Here is a 21,245-nt window from a genome sequence, read left to right as displayed (position 1 = left end):
TTTGGTTTTAGCGAACCCGGAGAGCCTTTACCCAGTAAAGGCTTTCTTTTTATACAGATTTCAAAAAATAGAATTCAGCCGAGACCAGTTTAGAATAATAAAGGGCAAATTCCTCATCAACATTCCCGTCCACTCCTACCAAATAAAGAAAATGTTGAATTCAGAATTTAAGAATTCAGAACTCTGCACTCCTAAAATTTTAAGGAGTACTCACACTTACCTCCAGAACTTTCCCATTATAATACTTATGGCCGGTCAGGCCAAAATCGGCAATATAAGCTGCCATTTCCGCGGCATTTAGTGGTGCTTCATATCCTGGAAATGCCTCGGCCAACATTTCGGTTTGGACGGCTCCTAGGGCCAAGGTGTTGAATTTGGGCCCACTCTCCTTATACTCTTCGGCCAACAACTCAAATAAAGTAATCACCGCCGCTTTGGCACTGGAATAGGCTGCCAATCCAGGAAATTTTGCGCTGCCCTGAATTCCACCCATCGAACTAATCGCTACCACATGGGATTGCGCATGGAAAGCAGGCATAAGCGCTTGTGTCAACGCCGCAACTCCAAACACATTCACTTGATAACACTGCTGGAAATCTTCTGCAGTGATTGCCGCAAAGGGCTTGTTGACCAACATGCCAGCATTGTGAATCAACACATCTACTCGATCGTGATTAGACAATATCTCCGTTGCCGCATCATCTATACTCTTGGATTGGGTAAGGTCGGTGGAAATGGCGGTAATACGTGCATGACCTAACGCAATCATTGGTTCTCGCTTTCGCGAAAGCGCCACGACCGTATGTCCGGCATTTGCTAGTAACTGTATCAGCTCATACCCAATCCCTCGACTCGCACCGGTAACCACAATTGTTTTACTCATCTGCAGTAGGCTTCATGATTAATCGATCTCCATTGACCACGGCAAAAACGCCAGGCATCAATGCATTGATCAACTCGGCCATATGAGAGGTATCAACCAGCGCAAACTCATCTCCCACCTTGTGATAGTGATCAAAATTAGTAAAATCAAATGTGCTAAAGGTTTGTGCGGGCACCTGAAAAGCATTGTAAAATGGATAATTATCCGAGCGCATGAACAAATTATAGGTAGCGGCTTGATCTAATTTTCCTGTGACCTGACGCTGGATATTAGATGTATTAAAAACCTCGGCCATATTGGAAAGATCATGTCCTGTCAAATAAGCGAGGTAAGGTCGGTTTACCATGGGTGTTCCGGTCATTTCAAAATTGAGCATGGCCACCACATCGTGCCCATCCTGTTTCATGCGTTGAGCCAGATGCTTTGATCCCAATAATCCCTTTTCTTCTGCGGAAAACAATGCAAAAACAACCGTTCGCCTATTAAAATCTGCTTGCTTTAAGATTTTGGCCATCGCCATTACAGTGGCAGTTCCTGTAGCATTGTCGTTGGCACCATTAGCAATACTATCGCCGGCTACGGCCTGTACCATGCCTATATGGTCATAATGGGCACCGATCACAACGATCTCTTTCTGCATTTCACGATCTGTACCTGGTAACATTGCCACCACATTAAAGGCGTCTTTCCCTTCTACCTGAAAAAGATCCCTATAGCTTTCAAAGAAAGGTTCAATCTTCATTTGCTGAAATTGCTCCTGTAAATAATATGCCGCCAGATTAATCCCTTTACTTCCCGTATCCCTACCTGCAAGCGCATCACTGGAGAGATATTCAACATCAGCAGCAACAGAGGCTGCATCGATTTTATCAAACTCAACTTGGGCATTTTCACGGGAATTTGAAATGGATTCCTGCATACGCTCTAGACGTTTTTGACTAGAACAGGAAACCAAAAAGATGAAGGCTGACACTAATAAAATTTGGTTCATAAATGGGTTTTATGTGGTAAAGATAAGCAGTGCGCTGGTTTTTATCAGCTTAATTCCATAAAGCCTATACCTGAACACCATTTGCGCCGAGGGTGGGGTACCTGACCAGTTCGTTAAAAACCAACAACGGGACCAAAAAAGTCAATGTGAATAAAAAATCCTTTCGTTGAAAGATCGCTTAGCCCATAGGTGGGAAAGCTCAGTTCCAAGGAAAGGATCTCAATGTGTTGTTATATTACTCAGTATATACAGGCGACAACCTATACGTACATCACAATTGGATTTTCAATATAGGATTTAAAGGTTTGCAAAAATGCAGCACCAGTGGCCCCATCTACCGTTCTGTGATCACAAGCCAGCGTGATCTTCATTACGTTACCGATAACCATCTGACCATCTTTGACCACTGGCTTCTGTACAATCGCCCCTACAGACATGATCGCACTGTTGGGTTGATTGATGATAGAAGTAAATTCGGTAATTCCAAACATTCCCAAATTGGAGATGGTAAAAGTACTGCCCTCCATTTCTTTGGGTTGAAGTTTTTTGTTTCTTGCTTTTCCAGCCAACTCCTTTACATTGGCACCGATTTGCTGCAAACTCATTTGATCGGCAAATGGTAATACAGGAACCAACAGACCGTCATCTACCGCCACAGCTACCCCAATATGGATATGCTTGGCAACGATCGTGTTCTTCTCAGTCCACTGTGTATTGACCTTAGGATGTTTGCGTAACGCCATGGCAGCCGCCTTGATGACCATATCATTAAAACTGATTTTGGTATCCGGCAATTCGTTAATGGCCTTACGACTTGCTATGGCATTGTCCATATCCAGATCAAGTCCCAGGTAATAATGTGGTGCGGTAAATTTGGATTGCCCCAAACGTTTGGCGATGGTTTTACGCATCTGCGAGTTGGGAATTTCTTCAAACTCTTCTTTCCCCACAGGAATATAATTCTGAGCTCCGCTAGCGTTAGCAGCAGATGGTGTAAAGTTTTCGATGTCCGACTTCACAATACGCCCATTCTCTCCAGATCCTTGAACTTGTGCAAGATCGATTCCTTTTTCTTCAGCCATTTTCTTTGCCAATGGCGAGGCAAAAATTCGGCCGCCAGAAGCGTTTGAACTCTTTGATGATTCGTTGGACTTGGTGGCAGAGGAAGCTGGCACAACATTTTTATCTGCTGCAGATTTTTCTTCCTCTTTAGTAGCGGACTTCTCCTTTTTATCAGCCTTTTTAGGCTCCTCTTTTTTACTTTCTTTCTTTGGCGCATCATCCAATTTTACATTGGAAACATCTGCTCCTTCAGGTCCGATGATGGCCAGCAAAGCATCAACTTTGGCGGTTTCTCCTTCTTGAATGCCAATCTTAAGTAGCGTACCAGAATTAAAAGACTCAAATTCCATCGTAGCCTTATCCGTCTCGATTTCAGCCAAAATGTCCCCTTCCTCTACTTGATCTCCTTCTTTTTTCAACCAGGCCGCTACGGTACCTTCTTCCATGGTGTCACTCAACCTGGGCATAGTGACGATAACTACACCTTCTGGCAAATCATCTCCACCAGAAGCAGCTTCATCACTTTCAGCGTCGGCTGAGTCTTCTTGCTCTTCGTCTTCCTCTTCACTAGAGGCTTCGGTATCTTTTTCTTCTTTTTTACCGTCATCACCAGACCCACCTTCCAGTAAATCTGAGATATCTTCTCCTTCTTCACCAATGATACAAAGCAATTGGTCTACAGGTGCTGTTTCACCTTCTTGCACACCAATGTGTAGCAAGGTTCCAGAATTAAAAGACTCAAATTCCATGGTCGCCTTATCGGTTTCGATCTCGGCCAGGATATCACCTTCTTCTACCTTATCTCCTACTTGTTTCAACCACGTTGCCACAACACCTTCTTCCATGGTGTCGCTCAATCGTGGCATGTTAATTACCTCTGCCATGAATTAAGATTTTGCTGGTAAAAATGGATAGTCTTCTTGTTCGTATACTGCATCATACATTACGTTGATGTCTGGGAACGGAGATTCTTCGGCAAACTTTTCACATTCTGCCACACGTTCTTTGACGCGTTTATCCATTGTTTTGATTTCGTCTTCACTAACACCGTGTTCTTCCATCAATCTGTCTTTCACCTGAGTAATAGGATCGATTTTCTGGTATTCGGCTACCTCGTCTTTTGTGCGGTATTTTTGAGCATCACTCATGGAGTGACCTCTATAGCGGTAAGTTTTCAACTCAAGGAACGTTGGTCCGCCTCCTGATCGTGCTCTCTCGATGGCTTCATGCATCGCCTCAGCTACTTTTTCAGGATCCATCGCGTCCACAGGTCCACAAGGCATCTCATAGCCCAGACCCAGTTTCCATATGTCTTCGTGATTGGCTGTACGGGCGACGCTGGTTCCCATGGCATATCCATTATTTTCCACACAGAAAACAACTGGCAGGTTCCACAACATGGCCAGGTTAAAAGTCTCATGTAGGGATCCTTGTCGGGCAGCACCATCACCAAAAAAGGTCAAGGTTACGGCATCAACATCATGATATTTATCACCAAAAGCAATTCCTGCTCCCAGCGGTATTTGTCCACCTACGATACCATGTCCGCCGTAAAAACGGTGTTCCTTGGAGAAGATATGCATTGATCCTCCCAGACCCTGCGAGGTTCCAGTGGCTTTTCCATAAAGCTCTGCCATAACTCTTTTGGGGTCCACGCCCATTCCGATGGGCTGTACATGGTTACGATAAGCGGTGATCATTTTGTCCTTGGTAAGATCCATGGCATGCAGCGCACCGGCAAGTATAGCTTCCTGACCATTATATAAATGCAGGAATCCCCTTACCTTTTGTTGAATGTAAACTTGTGCCAGCTTGTCCTCAAACTTTCTCCAGAAGAGCATTTCCTCATACCAATTGAGCAGGACCTCCTTAGTGACTTTTTTCATGTAGTATAGTTGTTAATGTTTCCGCTTTCGCGAAAGCAGAACAAAAATAGAGCAAAAAAGGGGAAAGAAAAACCCATTGACGGGTTAAAAAAGTACGCAATCGTTATAAATAATCCCGATCAAAAACCAAAGGAAGCAAATCTTTAAGTGAGGATGATTTTGCCACCTTTCCAGCAGCGCCCATAAAAAGGAGTTGAATAGGAGTACCTTGATTGTTTTCGTATTCTGCAATAGACTGACGACATGCCCCACATGGCGGAACTGGTTTAGTCAAGGAATTATCTTTTGGACCGGCAGTGATGGCTAATTTCTTGACCGCTACACCCGGAAATCTAGATCCCGCATAAAAAATCGCTACACGCTCGGCACAAAGTCCGGAAGGATAAGCGGCATTTTCCTGATTATTTCCAGTGATAACTTCTCCATTTTCAAGCAGCAGCGCACAACCTACGCTGAAAGAGGAATATGGTGCATAGGCACGACCACGGGCATCAATAGCTTGTTGCATCAAGGACTGATCCTGCTCAGCAAGCTCATGAATACCCTCATAAACATCTAGCGTAGTATGTATATCAACCTTTTTTATGGTCTAGTATTCTGTGTATTCGTCTCCAAAGTTGAAAGTCAATCCAAATCTAAGTGTACCTTCAAGCGGACTATTTACACGGCTGGTACTGAAAAGGTAAGACAAGTCAATTCCAATCTGGGAAAATTCAAAACCTGCACCCAAGGCCAAAAATTTACGGGCACCTTTTTCATCCGCTTCATTGAAGTATCCTGCTCTTACGGCAAAGCTATCGTCATAGGTGTACTCTGCCCCCAAAGCCCATGTTATTTCCTTTACTTCTTCAGAGAATCCTCCAGGAGCATCTCCAAAAGATTGAAAGATTCCATTGATAAAGCTCACGTCATCATCCTGACCTTCCAGAATTTCTCTCTGAACACCATTCATATTCTCATCTCCATTCTCACGTACTGGAGGCGTGGGTACCAACAGCTTATTGAATTCTGCAGTGACACCGACCTTGCTAAATCCATCGTTTAAAATAAAATCAAACCCACCTCCCAATGCCAGATTGGTCGGAATAAAGTTTTCTTGGCCTCCCGTATCATATTGAACTTTTGGTCCAATATTACTGATATTGAATCCACCGCGCCATCTTCCATTGAAGTTATCAAAAGCCTGCTCTTCAGATTGGTAGTACCCAGACACATCCACACCAAAACTATTGGCGGCGCTGGCATCATTATCTACACCTTGAATACGCAAATCAGACCGCAGATACCTACCGGTTACTGCCATAGAAAATTGCTCACTCAACTTTAATGAATAGGTGGCATCTAAAACAAATTCGTTAGGGTTCTCTTCCCTGAAATCACCTTCCTGACCTGTTTCAGTTAGTGTTATTGACCCCAAAGAAAAGTAGCGCAAACTCGCCGCAAAAGCACTCTGCTCATTAAATCTATTGGCATACACCAATTGAGCAATCGCAATATCATCGACCAGATTACCTAGATAAGGCGTATAAGCAACGCCAAATTTATGCTGCTGATCGCTAAAGGAATATTTAGATGGGTTCCATTGTTGGGACCAAGCATCTGGACTGGTCGCCACTCCCATATCTCCCATACCGGCCGCTCTAGGATCTCCAGCAATTCGCAAAAAGGGTAAAGCCGTTGTGATCACTCTCGAATCCGTAGCAGAGTCTTGGGCCTGGGCTGCCCGCGGTAAAGCAAATAGCGCAACAACGAATAATAGGAATAATTTCTTCATCAAATCATTTTATGGGATCGCAAATATATAGCAATCAGTCTTATTAAAGGATAACCAGCTTTTCGATCTTGCTGCTGGTTTCATTAGCTAACGTGGATTTTACCGTAATCTTATATACATACACTCCTTTTCCTAATTTTTGTCCAAAGTCATCTCGACCGTCCCAGGTGATGTCTCTAGAGGTAAAGCCTGTAGTCGTAACACTGCGGTTCTGACTCCACACTACTTTTCCTGACACTGTCATCACCTGCACTTGGACATCTAAAGGCTCAAACGGACGATTGTGATTGAACCAGAACTCGGTATAGCTCGTAAAAGGATTGGGATAGTTGAGCACACGGGTGAGTTGTACCCCATCAACATCAGATACCACAAATTGTATTTCTCCCATGGCACTGTTGTTATAGGTATCCCAGGCTGTCAACTTCAATGTATGTAGCCCTGGCTCAATGTCCCGTAAAGGAAAATAAACTTTTCCTTTACTGAAGTCATCTGGGTCAGCTTCATAATAATCATTAAGAATAAAAGGATTGGCCTCATCTCCATCCAAAATAGCAGTGATATCATGACCTATACCACTGGAGGTATTGATCCCGCTGTCATCATTTAAGAAAGCCAATAAAAATGGACTGCTGTCCGTAATACCACCAGAGACAAAGTTAGTATCATTCATAAAGAGTTCGACCTCTGGACCTATATCGTCTGTAGGAGCATTTGGATTCACACCACCAATACGTAGATCCAACGAATACCCATTTTGATCTTCTGGTTGATTATCTCTCTTGGCATAAAATGACACCCGGCCATTACCAATGGGTATCTGGGTATCCCTCGGTAGGATAAATTCGCTTTCAAAAACACCATTTTGGACCGTGGCTTGCCCCCTAAATAGCACCTCACCCAACTGTTCAAAAGGTAGTACAATCAGAGTGCCGTTGGTATCACGTGTTTGATCATTTGCATTTGTGGTACGATTGATCGGCTTATCGTAAACTGTGATAGAGACCTGGCCGCTGTAATCACTGAGTAAAGTACCAGATGTTGTTTGTATCTCACCTCCTAGCTTCACTCGGTCCAAAGCACGTAATACTTCAGTATTTCCGTTGACAGGAGAGTCATTAACACTGGTCAACACCACTCTTGGAGAAGGAAAAGCTAATCTAAGTGCTGGATCGCCCACAAAGGCAATGACGCGACGACCAGGACGATTTTGAAACCTTGGATCTACCTTGGCAAGTCTTAAGGCTTCGGCCATGGAAATGGGCTCCAAATTATTATAGCCAAAAAGGTATTGGTCGAGAATATTGTTAAAAGCCTCGCCATCGCTGATAAAAATCAGACGATTGGTGGCCACCATGGAAATTGCTCCGCCACGCGGATTCAAATAAGTTAACTCGCCACCACTGATCCGTAAGGGATTGTCAAATCGGGTAAACTCACAGGTGACTGTAATGAAAAGCGGTAAGGTATTTGGATGCCTGAGATTCTCAACCATGGACTGGGTAATGATAAATTCGCGAGCCAATCCATCTTCATTACCATGTCCAAAATAATTGATCACCAAAGAACCTTGTTCAAAAGCATTAATAACATCTTCAACTGCATCCGGATACTTTGGACCTCCGGCGGTACTGAATTGCTGATAACTGTCCAGTAGTATTTTATTGACATTATAGTCAGGTCGATTCGCTGCAATTTCATCTGCCAAGTCATTGACATTGACTTGCAGTGAGGCATCAGAACGAATATCTACATCATCTCCTATCAGGGAGATGTTGTTTCTCCAACGGTCAAAAGCAGGCTCGGCAGTATAACTGATCACTTTATCCACCATTTCCCGGGCTTCTTGTAGGTCGCTTACAATCATTCTACCTACCGCCAAATCACTGAGATTATTGGTTGCTACATCACCCTCGCCGTTATCCATAAAAGTGTAGAAATCATCAGCACAATAAGAAGACACCAAGGACGTACTATTGGCCGACAGAAAGGCAGGTACAATATTATCACGGACCCGGATCCGGTCTTTGTAGTCAAAACTAGCATCCCCAAAAAGATTGAGGTATTGAATACGACGTGCAGGCGAGGAGGCATTGTCATAAATGTAACGTACCAGATTCCTGATGGCACTAATATCTTGGCGCCCTTCAGAAAATTCGTTGTAAATCTCCTGCAGTGTTACAACCTTAGTGTTCAGATTACTTTCTGCAATATGATAATTGGCAAGTCGTTGCGCTTCTGAACGTAAAAAATCTGGAGTAACAATGAGGTAATCAATATCTCTAAAATTCCCTGACCCATCATTAAATATCGTTCCTTTTAAGTTCTGGTTAGCCACTCTGGACTCTCTAGCACTTTGAACATTATAAAAATTACTGGGGTCAATGGCAACGTATTCCTTCACCTGACCTGCTTCATCCAGAAAAGAAAAGTTGGGATCAGCGGTAGCATTCACCACTTTATTAATATTATAAGGATCGCTGACATCCCAGACTTCTGTAATATTTCCTGAATTGCTGAATTGAAATCTCGCATTTCCAGCCTGCGTTGCTGCATCTGGATTTCTAAACCTGAATTGCTGTCCAATCCCAGTGAGTTGTTGCGGCACCTCGAGACTAATATAGTCCAGGTATCCCCTTGCACCTGGATTTCCTGCGTTGTCATAACTCACCACCACCGAAAATTGATTTGAGGATATCGTGAGGTTATTTCTGAAACCAGTCACCCTACGGGCGGCATTGATATTATCTCGGCTACCGTTATTGACGAGACCAGTGAGTGAAGTTCCGCCGGCAGGCTGACCGTCAATTGTAAAAGTGAAGGAAGTAGTATTGTCGGCAATTGCACCAGTCGCGATGCGGGATCGGGCTGGTCGCGAACTTATCACGTTGTTAAATTCAAAGTCGAAACTCTGCTCTGGTTCAAAATCAAAACGCTCTCCATACCAAATGCGGCCGATAGAAGCAATATTAACATCATCAACTTCATGGTGCTGCCGAGCATAAAAATAATCGTAAGTGATGGAGGCTGGTCCATTTGGCTGAGCAAGAGGTAGAATACGTTTCCCAGGACCACCATCCACAGTGATATAATAGTAGGATTCATCGGAATAAGGATTGATGAAACTATCATTATCAGCTACATATTCGGTATCTGTAGCGATACCATAGAATAAAATTTGATCTCCATTATCAAAACGTCCGTCCTCTGAGCCTGTAACGCTAATGGCGATTTCTGGCGGGTCATAAAATTGATCATCACTATTGATGATGGGTAGCGAGGTACCTCCATGTCCGTAAACTTTGATATTGTTTGGATTAACCCTGGAAAGATCAATCCCCAAATTAGAAAGAAAGGAACCAGTAATGCGGTGTACACCTGTTTGAGTCACCCTAAATCTATACCAATTACCCGAAGCCAACACTGAATTCCCAAAATTGGCATTTTTAGCGGTCTGAGCTTTAGATAAACCTGAACTCGAGGTTTTGAAAGAATAACTAAAAGAAAGCAAACGTCTTAATTGATTGCCTTCCTTATATATAGGACTAACACTAATTTGAGCATAATTGCGCTTTCGCGAAAGCGCATTCCTCAAACTGTATGTTAAACCTTGAGGGATTTGGGAAATATCTAATTGGCCGATCTCCTGTCTGCCCATACGCTCTGATCGCACGTTTGTAATCTGCAACGAAAACTCTTCTACCGATCCAGTTACTTCTTGGCTTTTAATCCACTGTAACTTGGAACCATCATAAACGTGGTGCTTGGAAAAAAAAGGAACTTTCCATTCTTGATCGCCGATTACATGCGTTGCAAACCCATCCCATTCTAGGACAACAGACTGATTTTGAGCCTTTGAAAAAAGGAAAGAACCAAAGATAAGTAGACAATAGAATGATCTCATGGTTTAATAAACGGCATTAGACATGCAATAGTATATAAAAAATAAGCCCTAAAAAATCAAAATTCGCTATAATAAAAGTTATTCATCGGCGTTTTAAAGGCTTAAACGACAAATGTAACGTGAATAATGTTAATTAATGCTTTCATATTAGATCGAAAATATTATATTGCGACTCATTTTTCAAAACAAATTCTTAAAATGAAGAAGTACCTTGCACTTAAAGCAGCCTTTGCACTCTTCACCGGTTTTTTACTGGTGAGCTGTGGCGGTGGAAATGACTACACCACCACCTCTCGTGGTACCGGATGGGACGTTACGGGAAAAAATGGATTTGAACTGAACACTAAATATAATGAACAGGAAACTGGCCCAGGTCTTGTCTTTATTGAAGGTGGTACTTTTACCATGGGACGTGTAAAGGATGATCCTATGCACGACTGGAACAACACACCTAACCAGCAACACGTACAATCTTTTTACATTGACGAAACAGAAGTTACCAATGGAATGTACTTGGAGATGTTGGAATACATCAAGGCAGTTTTCCCTCCAGAAGATGAAGAATATCGTAACATTTACAACGGTGCTGTACCAGATACGTTGGTATGGAGAAACCGATTGGGTTACAATGAAGAGATGACCAAGAACTACTTGCGTCACCCGGCTTACCAAAACTACCCAGTAGTTGGTGTGACCTGGATCCAATCTGTAGAATATGCTAACTGGCGAACTGACCGTGTTAACCAATTGATACTTCAGGAAGAAGGTTATACTGGAAAGAACTCTCTTTCTACAAGAGATGCATCTAAGACATTCAGTACAGAAACTTATCTAAATGCACCTACCCTTGCCTATGGAGGTGACTCCACTTTGACAAGAGGTGGTAAGAAGTCTGAACAAGTTCAGAGAAAGAAAGAATCTAAAGCAGCCAAGGACAGTACAGAAGTAAGCGGGCTTTATGTCACCAGAAAAGATGGTGTATTGCTTCCCGCCTATAGACTGCCTACTGAGGCTGAGTGGGAATACGCTGCTCTTGGACTAGGAAGCTTGCGTGAGTACAATGCCTACAGAGGTAGAAAGAAATATCCATGGGATGGTCAATATACCCGTAGTGGTAAGAGAAAAACCCGTGGAGATCATTTGGCTAACTTCAAGCAGGGAGACGGTGACTATGGAGGAATCGCTGGATGGAGTGATGATGGTGCAGACATCACTGCAGAAGTAAAAACATATGAGCCTAACGACTTTGGCGTCTATGAAATGGCTGGAAACGTTTCTGAATGGGTAGCCGATGTTTATCGCCCCATCGTAGACGATGAATTCAACGACTTTAACTACTACAGGGGTAACGTTTACACCAGAAACAAAATTGGTCCTGACGGAATGATCGCTGTGGTTAGCGCTGACTCTATTCCTTATGATACGTTGAGCAATGGTAAAGTGATCGCGAGATCTTACCCAGGTGAGATCCAGCAGGAGTCCATTGATGACAATGAAACTTATTTGAGAACTAACTTTGACAGAAGTGATAACCGTAACTTCCGTGATGGGGATGCTCAATCTACCAAGTATTTTGACAATAGAAACACTCTTGAAGAGAACAACAATAACCGTATGTACAACTCACCAAAACACAAGGTGAGTGCGGATTCATTAGGAAACTTGGATCGTCAGTATGACAAGAGCGACACCCGTACTTCTTTGATAGACGATGAAGTACGCGTGATCAAAGGTGGATCATGGAGAGATAGAGCTTACTGGCTAGATCCAGCTACCCGAAGATTTTACCCTCAAGACATGGCCAAGGATGACCTAGGTTTCCGTTGTGCGATGTCACGCGTAGGTTCCAAGTCTAAAAAGAACAAGACACCTAGGAACTAATAAGTTTTGAAAAATGTAAAAGCCCTTTTTCCTAAAGGGCTTTTTTTTGCGCTATTTTTAAGCAATGATTCAAGAATTATATCAACGCTTCCTCGACTCCAAGGGAGCACATACAGACACGAGAAGCCTTGAGAAAGGTCATTTCTTTATCGCTCTGAAAGGAGAGCGATTTGACGCCAACGAATACGTACAGCAAGCGCTGGATCTAGGAGCTCACCATGTAGTCACTAGTGATTCACAATGGCAGGATCAGGACAAGGTCACCGTAGTTCCCAATACGCTGGAAAGCTTGCAACAACTAGCGACACACCATAGAAATGCCTTAGGTATACCAGTAGTAGCCCTTACCGGAAGTAACGGAAAAACCACCACAAAGGAATTGATCTGTGCTGTCTTAGCCACAGAATTTAACGTCACTGGGACCCGTGGAAACCTCAACAACCATATTGGCGTGCCCCTCACCTTGCTGTCCATGAACAAGTCTACTCAGATAGGCATTGTTGAAATGGGCGCCAATCATCAAGGTGAAATAGCCGCACTTGCAGAAATCGCACAACCTGACTTTGGATTAATCACCAATTACGGTAAGGCACATCTGGAAGGCTTTGGCGGTGTGGACGGTATAAAAAAAGGGAAAAGTGAACTTTACGAGTACCTAAAGGAATCCGATGGAACGGCTATTGTGGGACGTTGGGATCCTGAACAAATCGTACGTAGCGCAGGAATAAAGCAAATATTTACTCCTCAAAGCGCACAGCTCCACACTGAAATTGACCCTATTTTATTTACTATAGATGGGCTATTGATACGCACCCAACTTACGGGAACGTATAATTACCACAATGCAGTTTTTGCCTATACGGTAGGTAAAACACTGGGGGTTTCCTCAGAAAATTTAAAAAAAGGAATTGCATCCTACCAACCTAGCAACAACAGGTCGCAAATCATTGAAATAGGAAAGACTAAGATTATTTTGGATGCTTACAATGCCAATCCCAGTAGCATGAAAGTAGCCCTGGAAAATCTCTCCCGACAATCTACTAAACATCGGGTCGCCATCTTAGGAGACATGTTTGAGCTGGGAATCTACGCAAAGGAAGAACATCAAGAAATAGCCGCTTACGCCAATAAATTGGGAATCGACGAGATACATCTGGTAGGTGAAAATTTTATGGAGATAGGCGGGAAATTTAAAACTCACAAAGACCTCTCTCAGTCCTGGTCATTAAACCCTACCAAAGAGCAAGTTATCTTGATCAAAGGTTCGAGAGGAATGACCTTAGAGCAATTACTCAAGGAATGGACTTGAGAAAAGCTGATTTTTTTTGAAAAAACACAGAGAAAAGCTTTTATCAAATTAAATATTATGTAAATTTGCCACCGCTTTAAAGCAAAAAGGTACCTTAGCTCAGTTGGTAGAGCAATGGACTGAAAATCCATGTGTCCCTGGTTCGATTCCTGGAGGTACCACCTTAGAAAGCCCTGTATTTGCAGGGCTTTCTCTATTTAGGAGCTTGATATGAGAAAATTCGAGCTCATAATTAATCGGCAAAAAAATCGAATCGAAATCTCAACGCCGCTCAACACATACACCATTCCGCACGTGTACGTGCCAAAGAAGATCCGTAATCGGCCGAATTCCTATGTCGTAAAACCAAACGAGCAAATCTTGGTCACCTGGTCCCATTGGAATGAAGAAAAGGGAAAGAAAGTTGAGATCAAAAGAAGTGCTACCATCAAACAATGGAAAACACTGGGAGAACAAAAGCAATGGGCTAAGGCTATGGCCGAAGCGTATCATTTGCTGCTAAAGGAAGGCTTCAATCCTTTTGATGAAGAAAAGGCCTCAACGGCTCCAGCACCATCAGATCCTTTGTTACATGACTTAAAAATCGCCCTGGATAGCCGGGAAGGCATCATTGCCGCCCCTACCTTCCAGGACTACACACGTTCATATAATTATTTCAGTTCTTGGCTGAAAACTACTGTACACAAAAATATGTTGACTACATCTGACCAATTAGGACATGTGCTTGACCTATATTTTAAAAAGCTAAGAAACGATGACACCAATCCAACCTACTACAATAATCAAAGAGCTAATCTTTCAGCCTTATTTAAGCAGCTAGTTAAACGACGCTTATTATTAGCCAATCCAGTTGCAGTTATCGATAAGTTAAAGGCTGATCCCGTAAAAAACAAACCTTTTACAGATCAGCAGATCAAGGACAACACAAAATGGATGGAGTCCAATGACCTTGCCCTACTCTTCTTTCTTAGAGTCATGGCCTACACATTTCTTCGGCCAAAGGAAATCATGCGTCTAAAATGCGGAAATATTGATTTTTCCAGAAACTTGATATCGGTTAAAACCAAGTCTACCAAGACCGAGCACGTGGCCATGGTTCCGCAACTTCGCGAATTATTAATTGAAAAAGGAGTACATCAATTAGCAAGCAGCTTTGATTTGATCCACCATTCAGGAACGCCACAGACTTGGAATGCTACCCTTGCCCACAAACAGCGCCTTTTTGGAAAAAGATTTATCAAGCTGAGGGAAGCCATGGGTTACGGAGAGCTATACACCATCTACAGCTACAGACACACCATGGCGCTAAAAGTGTATGAATCTTTTCAAAATGATGGGCTAAATCATGATGAAATTCTACTAAAGATGAAGGAGGTGACCAGGCATAAATCTATAGCCGGACTTAAAAACTATTTGCGTGGAATCGGAGCTGGAGTAGTTTCTGATTTTGGACACCGCATTTCCTTAGACATATAATGCCTGCAAAACTTAGCGATGCCGGTAAGATCCAGGAATTATTTTGCAGGCAGTATTTTCTCAGCGCTCTCCGGATCCGTCACCTTGGTATTTCATTATTGCTGGCATTTTTAATTTAGCAGCAAGGGTTGATTGCTCCAATCTGAGTTTTCATACTGACTTGAAGACTTATTATCATTGTTGTCTTCAGATTGCATTTCGGCGTCATCATGGATCATTTTTCTCTGACTGACGTTATACCTTAAACCTATAGTGTTACCTCTATTTTTGAGCACTTCGACATAGTTGTTGACGAATGTATTGTCGACTTTAAAGACTTTGAGTCGGACATTGGCATCATAATCCGTCTTAACACCACCTCGAGCCTTCCCATCTGCATTTTGCTGGAATATGAATACAAACCTAGTTTTGGGAAACTGTTTTCTCAGTTTATTGAATTCCTTAACGTGAGCGTTCAACTCCTGGAAGGAATCAATGATTACCCAATCAAAATGAGGAGCGACTTTTTGTACTGTGGTAATTCCTTCTGGAGCCTCACCCATGACCTGTATTTTCCTTTGTCTCTCCAGAGCAATATTTCTGTCAAAGGCCGCTTGTGTATCTTTAGACTGCAGGCCTCCTTGTTCCAGGTCCAAATAAGCAAGTGAATCCCCATTCTCGATTATTGCATCTGCCAATTGAGTCAAAAATTCAGTCTTTCCTGCATGGGGGTCTCCTGTAATTTGAATGGCTAATTTGAATGCCTGCAGTTCTCCCAACAGTTTACCAATCTCTCCAGGAAGAGTGAATGTGTCAATCTCGACATCACTTGCGCCGTTGTCAAAGAGTTTGGCCACATCTTTTGGAAGATTTGAATTCACTGATTCCACACGAGAATTATTTTCGGGTTTCATCACTACTATATCTGCAGTATCTTCAAATACATCTTTAACGATATCTACAATTTCTGCAAATGTTTCCTCCTCATGTTCAACAGGATTCGCCAGGGCTTCCTTCTTTTTTTTTGAATTTTCTTGAAGGAGTTTTGCGTCCGATTCCGCCATAGCTTGAAGGTGCTTAAATTCGGATAGTTTGAGCTTCTTAAATATTTCATGAATTACCACACCATCTTTTCTTTCAACCAACTCTACAATAGCTTTATAAGTTCCTCCTGAAAAATCAATGAGATCCATTCCTACCCAGAGTATATTGGCGGAAGTACGAATGATTGCATCAGCATTATTGATGGATTTAGATAAATCGATCAGATTATAGAAGGAAGGGCCCTTTGGATCCTGATCAATAATGTTGGCCAATACTGCTTTAGGGATTTTGATCAATTTTCTATCTGTATGATCTGAAAGAGTATCTGACACTTCACCTACCTTAATCATTCTTTCTGGTACCTTCAGTCCATACTTTAATTTGATTACCGTCTCCTGGTATTTTAATTTGTTACTGACAATATCCTCTGGAGCGGCCAGTCCAGGTTCTGAAATTACCTCAAATAAGTTGAGCTGTCGTTTTTTGAGTTTGCCGGTTGGTTTACTTTGCAATGCCTGAATTTCTTTCAGTATTGCTTCGCGTTTAGTAGCAGGTTTCCTTTTCCTTGACTTCGGCCTTTTCTTCTTGGCCTGTGTTGAATTATTTTTGGTATCCACTTTCTTCACCTTGGCCTTTTCTTCCTTACGCCTTTTTGCTTGAGCCTGAAGCACCAGATCCACATATTTTGGGGTACCGTTTGTATTTCTCTGAAGAAAATATTCAGCGGCACGTTGTGCATTGGCAAATGCCGTGACCAATGTCTCAGGATCCTCACCTATTTGTCTTTTAAGACCATCAATGAATGATTTCAAGTAGTCTGCAGTGTGCTCAATGTGAAAATTGAGAATTCCTGCTTCGGCCGTGAGATAGGAAGCTCCGATTTCCGCGACAAGCTCCTCTTTGTTGTATTGCGGGTCAAATTGCTTTGCTCCCATTACTCTATGCAGACGCTTTGAAGATCCGGTAGAGTGAATAATCTCATGAAAGAGTGTAGCATAATATCTGGCAGCTTCAGGAAATTGTTCCTTCTTCGGCATCACTACTTTATCCTCTCTCCTGGTATAATATGCTTGATCTTGTGCCTCATGAATAATTTTAACCCGTGGACTTGGTCTGCTCTCAACCATGGCATCAGCGACCTCAATTGAATTCTCCCACTGGTTCTTTCGACCAGGAATATAATCCCGGTTATCAAAATTGAATTTGATTCCAGTGACATCATCCGCAGAGTAAACTTGTGTCGTAGTGAGAAACCTTCTAAAACAATCGTTAATGGTTGATTCCAGGACACCTCCCTTGTATTGAAAATTGTCAGTCAACCATGCTCTCATCTTATTTTCAGAGTAGGTGATATATTTATCATCGTCATTTTCAAACACCCACATCACCCCGGCAACAAAAAGAGTTATTTGTTTAGCCGTTTTCTTGAGCTTTCCCCTTTTTCGTTTGATGGTATTGGGTGTGATAAAAAATGGATTGCTGACTGGTTGTTTCAGCTGATCATCAATCATTAGTTGATTCAAAATGGAATATGGTTTGTTTGTCGCATAGCTCAGATACATATTATACTCCACATCACCTTCAATTTTTGACGGCTTAACCCATGGTTTATTCCATGGAATGCTTTTATGATCCTCAATAGATTTCAAAATCTTATTATTGATCGTCTCATATAGTTCTGACAGATCCATCGCTTCTGGTTTTGCCAATCCTTTGGGAAGATCGTTGGGATCAAAAGAATCAAAAGCCTGATTATAATCACATCTCAGTGTTGGTAAAAAAGGTCGATACAGACCAAGCTCAAAGGATTTAGCCGTAGGAAAATCATCCAGTACTCCTATAGTACGCATATAAACATCCTTCTGACCATTGGCCAGTGCCCAAACGCATATCTCCTCAAGTCGTTGTCTACTTACTTCATTGCGAAGCTCGTTTTCGAGAGTTTTGATATCAATCATTTTCAATAAGGTATGTGGTTCCCAAAATGTCAATTTCTACTGCAGTACGAATTCCGGATATACTTTGGATCAACGGCAGCAATTTGGTGATACTGCCTTGGAACTGGATGTTTTTGATTTCGGTATAGCTATTGGCCGGGATAGAAATGCTTTCCTGGTTCACTGTAGTTTGGGCAATCACATTCCCAGCGATATCCTTTACAAATACTCGGGTGACCTTTACAACTCCAAAACCATCAATGGTAAAATCTTCTGCAGTAGGGTTTGTGATCCTGATATCCAATTTCGCAAAAACATCCGGCGCTCTGAATTTGATACTATCCAAATCCACCCTGCTCACCCTAATCTTTAATTGATCTATTTGTTTAGAATAATCTTTTGCAGCTTGATTGCCAACCAAGGATAGCCCAACCAGTCCGGCCGCTACAGCTCCCATCAATACATATGTCTTATTCATCTTGAAAATTTTTATATACAGGAAAAGCTACAGTCGTGATAACTGCAGCTGATCCTAACCATGAAAATTCATTTTTCTTTTTTATCAATTACAATAGTCTCGGTTCGCCCGCAGTCATCTTTGATAATAACCGTGGCTTTCTTGCGTCCAAATAACCTGGTTTTGATACCGAGGAAGCTCCACTGGTTTCTTTCCCAGTAGGAGATTACATCGCTTTTATTTTTGAACTTTCTATCAGTTATATTTAATGACAGTGTGTCGTTGTCATAAGCTACGTACCCCTTAATGATCATGCACTTGGTACTATCTACTACGGGAATTTTGAGATTCCTATTTTCCTTTATAGCATCAAGTATTGGCGTAAGGTCCTGCTGACGGTTTTGTGTATCGCGATAGCTCAGGCTCTGAGTGATTACTTTTTCTATCCTATTGATGCGAATTCGCTCCTCCTTCAAGAAATTATGTAGAGCAGTATCCTGGTATTGAAGATATTCTTTCAGCTCATCCTTCGTGTAGCTTTTCTGCATAAATCTAAGACTATCGAACTTTCTTATAGATACTGCATTGTTGGATAGTCTAGTGTTTTCCTCTTTTTGATATTCATAATCCTTCCAGAAGAACACGGCGGCGATCACTGCAATTATGATAAGCAATGTTTTAATCCTGTTCCAGGTAAGAAAACTGAGAATATTTGTTACCATTATCATGCTAAATCAATATAACCGTTGGTCATCTGGTTTGATAAATATTTCTGACGAAGAGCAGCCATCGAATAGCCAAAATCATCCTGGAAATGCGGCTTGTCCACAAAGGACCTCCAGTCTCCACCCCAAGAAAATCGAAAGGACTTTCCTAGCTTTCCAATCTTAGACCAATTTGCATTGTTCCACAAAGCACGTCCGTTTTTGATCTCGACCACATCAAATGCTAAAGCGTAGTTGTGCCAGCTCTCTCCAGCTTCTGCATTAGTGACAATACTCCCAGGAAGGGTTCTCCCTTGATTATATAATCTGGTTTGTTCGTCCCAGGTTCTATATCCCGAAGTGACTCTCAATTTGATTCCTTGACGTTCTGCTTCATTGATAAACGCCCTTACCCTATTTCTGATTTTTGGGTGTAATGTATTGATTCGTCTTTCTGAATGAATGTCCCAAACTGCAGATTCTATTTTCGCCATAATTGTTTTTCTATAAATGATCATCGTCAACAGCCCTATGCCCAAGGCCGTTCCAGATATTCCCAACATCACTTTCTCTTTTTTATTCATGTTTCGGCTGGTGTGATATAAAAGCCCTCGTCCAATAAATTGATAAGCTCCAATGTGTCTTTATCATCATTATTCACTCTGACAAGTAGTGGTTTGACATACTTCCACTGCATCTGCATTCCTTGTTTCTCATATCGTTCTTGCTGGAGCTCCAGTCTTAACCGATCGTTTTCCCTTTCAGCCAGTGATCGGAGCTCACGCTCTTGGTCAACCTCCTGTTCTTTCTCCTCTAGTTTCAGCTTTCGAGCCTCAAAATAATTCTTAGTAGCATCCACTATCCACTTGGCGCTACCTATAATCGCGACAACACCGCCGATAATGGAACCGATGATTCCAGTCTCATTCCCATCCATCAGCTAGTTTTAAAGAGTTCAGTAATTCTTGTTTGTTAGTGTGGTTGGAGATATTCAGGATGATGCTTTCGCGAAAGCGAATTTTCAACTCCTTTTCTTTTTCTTCTTTAGCGTTAGCCAGCTTCTTCTTGTGAATATCCACTGGAATTTGGGCCCTGGTAAATATTGTACGGAAACGGAAGTAGGCAATGGCGGTCACTACGGTTATGGCTGCACAAAAAGCACACACCATTGCCAGGGGCAACGTATGAATAATTAATCTTAAATGAACGTAACGAAATAGATAGAACGCTAATGAAAAATTCATCAAGGCTGTCAACAGGAAAACAGTGTTGAAAAGCCTGATCACTGGGCCACGTTTATAATATGCACGATTTTCCTGCTTGAGCAAAACCAGTTTATTGGTCACGACAAATGAAAAATTTGCAAGAGCACTTATCACAAGAGCTGTTACTATTATGACCCCAATAATTTCTTCAATACCCATTATTTTAAATTTTAATGTATAAGTTGATGTAACCTGATAACCGCCCGAGAAGTGAAGGCAGATCTGGTCGTGATCTGTAGTTGGCTTGCCATCCGATCCCTACAATTTGATTAAAGTGATACCTGAATTCTCCATTGACGCCAAGACTTGGCAGATACTCCTGCCAATGGGTATTTAGTCCGTGATCAGTAGTTTCCTTCCTGCTAATAATGCTCCAATCAAAACCAGCCAAAAACTCCAGCCTCCCAATAAACACCTGATAATTCTGACCAATTCCAATACCTCTATATCCTATATCTTCATAAGACTCCAGATAACCAAATGTTTCCCAAGGACCCTTCCAATCCAAACCGAACTTACCTAAGTAATTCAATCCTGCTGGATGACTTGTATCTTTATTATCGGTGCCAATCAAGGCTATTTTAGGATCTAGTCCAAAAGAAAAATAAATGTTCTTCAGATTGTTTTGAGCATTACAAACAAAGCTCCAGAAGAAGGAAATAATAACTATATAGTTTCTGTATTGAATCATTG

Annotated in this window: 17 protein-coding genes and 1 tRNA gene; 4 read left to right on the top strand and 14 right to left on the bottom strand. The window is 42.1% G+C overall.

All coding sequences use genetic code 11. The features are described 5' to 3' along the window. Positions 1 to 199: 199 nt before the first annotated feature. The 7 genes from EGM47_RS04565 to porU form a co-directional block, all read right to left on the bottom strand. Positions 200 to 883: an SDR family NAD(P)-dependent oxidoreductase gene (locus EGM47_RS04565; protein WP_124979555.1), complete on the bottom strand. Its 684-nt coding sequence runs from the start codon at positions 881 to 883 to the stop codon at positions 200 to 202. Continuing rightward, entirely contained in the window at positions 876 to 1,874 is a 999-nt protein-coding gene (locus tag EGM47_RS04560) for a M20/M25/M40 family metallo-hydrolase (RefSeq protein WP_124979554.1), read from the bottom strand. Before EGM47_RS04560 ends, EGM47_RS04565 begins: the two co-directional genes overlap by 8 nt. Positions 1,875 to 2,134: 260 nt before the next feature. Continuing rightward, complete coding sequence (locus EGM47_RS04555; protein ID WP_124979553.1) at positions 2,135 to 3,820, bottom strand: pyruvate dehydrogenase complex dihydrolipoamide acetyltransferase; 1,686 nt, start codon at positions 3,818 to 3,820, stop codon at positions 2,135 to 2,137. A 3-nt stretch (positions 3,821 to 3,823) separates the two neighbouring features. Beyond that, positions 3,824 to 4,822 carry a pyruvate dehydrogenase (acetyl-transferring) E1 component subunit alpha gene (pdhA, locus tag EGM47_RS04550; RefSeq protein WP_124979552.1) on the bottom strand — a complete coding sequence of 333 codons (999 nt, stop codon included), beginning with the start codon at positions 4,820 to 4,822 and terminating at the stop codon, positions 3,824 to 3,826. Positions 4,823 to 4,925: 103 nt separating this feature from the next. Beyond that, a complete protein-coding gene (cdd, locus tag EGM47_RS04545) occupies positions 4,926 to 5,408 on the bottom strand; it encodes a cytidine deaminase (RefSeq protein ID WP_124979551.1) in 483 nt (160 codons plus the stop codon). A 3-nt stretch (positions 5,409 to 5,411) separates the two neighbouring features. Then, on the bottom strand, positions 5,412 to 6,596 hold the full coding sequence (porV, locus tag EGM47_RS04540) for a type IX secretion system outer membrane channel protein PorV (RefSeq protein ID WP_124979550.1): 1,185 nt from the start codon (positions 6,594 to 6,596) through the stop codon (positions 5,412 to 5,414). Between the two features lie 43 nt (positions 6,597 to 6,639). Further along, the gene (porU, locus tag EGM47_RS04535; RefSeq protein ID WP_124979549.1) at positions 6,640 to 10,500 is read right to left on the bottom strand and encodes a type IX secretion system sortase PorU; all 3,861 of its coding nucleotides are present in this window, start codon (positions 10,498 to 10,500) and stop codon (positions 6,640 to 6,642) included. A gap of 198 nt (positions 10,501 to 10,698) precedes the next feature. On the opposite strand from porU, the gene gldJ reads away from it, so the two are divergent. The 4 genes from gldJ to EGM47_RS04515 all read left to right on the top strand — a co-directional run bounded on the left by gldJ (position 10,699) and on the right by EGM47_RS04515 (position 15,166). After that, on the top strand, positions 10,699 to 12,381 hold the full coding sequence (gene gldJ, locus EGM47_RS04530; RefSeq protein WP_124979548.1) for a gliding motility lipoprotein GldJ: 1,683 nt from the start codon (positions 10,699 to 10,701) through the stop codon (positions 12,379 to 12,381). Between the two features lie 64 nt (positions 12,382 to 12,445). Continuing rightward, positions 12,446 to 13,690 carry a UDP-N-acetylmuramoyl-tripeptide--D-alanyl-D-alanine ligase gene (locus tag EGM47_RS04525; RefSeq protein ID WP_124979547.1) on the top strand — a complete coding sequence of 415 codons (1,245 nt, stop codon included), beginning with the start codon at positions 12,446 to 12,448 and terminating at the stop codon, positions 13,688 to 13,690. Positions 13,691 to 13,778: 88 nt separating this feature from the next. Further along, a tRNA-Phe gene (locus EGM47_RS04520) sits at positions 13,779 to 13,851 on the top strand. A gap of 49 nt (positions 13,852 to 13,900) precedes the next feature. Continuing rightward, positions 13,901 to 15,166: a tyrosine-type recombinase/integrase gene (locus EGM47_RS04515; RefSeq protein ID WP_124979546.1), complete on the top strand. Its 1,266-nt coding sequence runs from the start codon at positions 13,901 to 13,903 to the stop codon at positions 15,164 to 15,166. A gap of 110 nt (positions 15,167 to 15,276) precedes the next feature. On the opposite strand, the gene EGM47_RS04510 is transcribed toward EGM47_RS04515, so the two are convergent. The 7 genes from EGM47_RS04510 to EGM47_RS04480 form a co-directional block, all read right to left on the bottom strand. Beyond that, entirely contained in the window at positions 15,277 to 18,147 is a 2,871-nt protein-coding gene (locus tag EGM47_RS04510; protein WP_124979545.1) for a zincin-like metallopeptidase domain-containing protein, read from the bottom strand. Beyond that, positions 18,140 to 18,604: a hypothetical protein gene (locus tag EGM47_RS04505; protein WP_124979544.1), complete on the bottom strand. Its 465-nt coding sequence runs from the start codon at positions 18,602 to 18,604 to the stop codon at positions 18,140 to 18,142. Before EGM47_RS04505 ends, EGM47_RS04510 begins: the two co-directional genes overlap by 8 nt. 68 nt (positions 18,605 to 18,672) lie before the next feature. Continuing rightward, positions 18,673 to 19,257: a hypothetical protein gene (locus EGM47_RS04500; protein ID WP_124979543.1), complete on the bottom strand. Its 585-nt coding sequence runs from the start codon at positions 19,255 to 19,257 to the stop codon at positions 18,673 to 18,675. A gap of 50 nt (positions 19,258 to 19,307) precedes the next feature. Beyond that, positions 19,308 to 19,871 (bottom strand): M15 family metallopeptidase, encoded by a 564-nt coding sequence (locus tag EGM47_RS04495; protein ID WP_124979542.1) that lies wholly within the window; start codon positions 19,869 to 19,871, stop codon positions 19,308 to 19,310. Next, the gene (locus tag EGM47_RS04490) at positions 19,868 to 20,224 is read right to left on the bottom strand and encodes a hypothetical protein (RefSeq protein WP_124979541.1); all 357 of its coding nucleotides are present in this window, start codon (positions 20,222 to 20,224) and stop codon (positions 19,868 to 19,870) included. Before EGM47_RS04490 ends, EGM47_RS04495 begins: the two co-directional genes overlap by 4 nt. Beyond that, complete coding sequence (locus tag EGM47_RS04485; RefSeq protein WP_124979540.1) at positions 20,211 to 20,711, bottom strand: hypothetical protein; 501 nt, start codon at positions 20,709 to 20,711, stop codon at positions 20,211 to 20,213. The genes EGM47_RS04490 and EGM47_RS04485 overlap by 14 nt, the downstream gene beginning before the upstream one ends. A gap of 4 nt (positions 20,712 to 20,715) precedes the next feature. Beyond that, entirely contained in the window at positions 20,716 to 21,243 is a 528-nt protein-coding gene (locus EGM47_RS04480; RefSeq protein WP_124979539.1) for a hypothetical protein, read from the bottom strand. Between the last annotated feature and the right edge of the window lie 2 nt (positions 21,244 to 21,245).

Origin of the sequence: Nonlabens xiamenensis (assembly GCF_003865345.1) — a bacterium.
In the GTDB taxonomy this organism is placed as follows: Bacteria; Bacteroidota; Bacteroidia; order Flavobacteriales; family Flavobacteriaceae; genus Nonlabens; species Nonlabens xiamenensis.
This window is presented reverse-complemented; position numbering and strand designations above follow the sequence as displayed.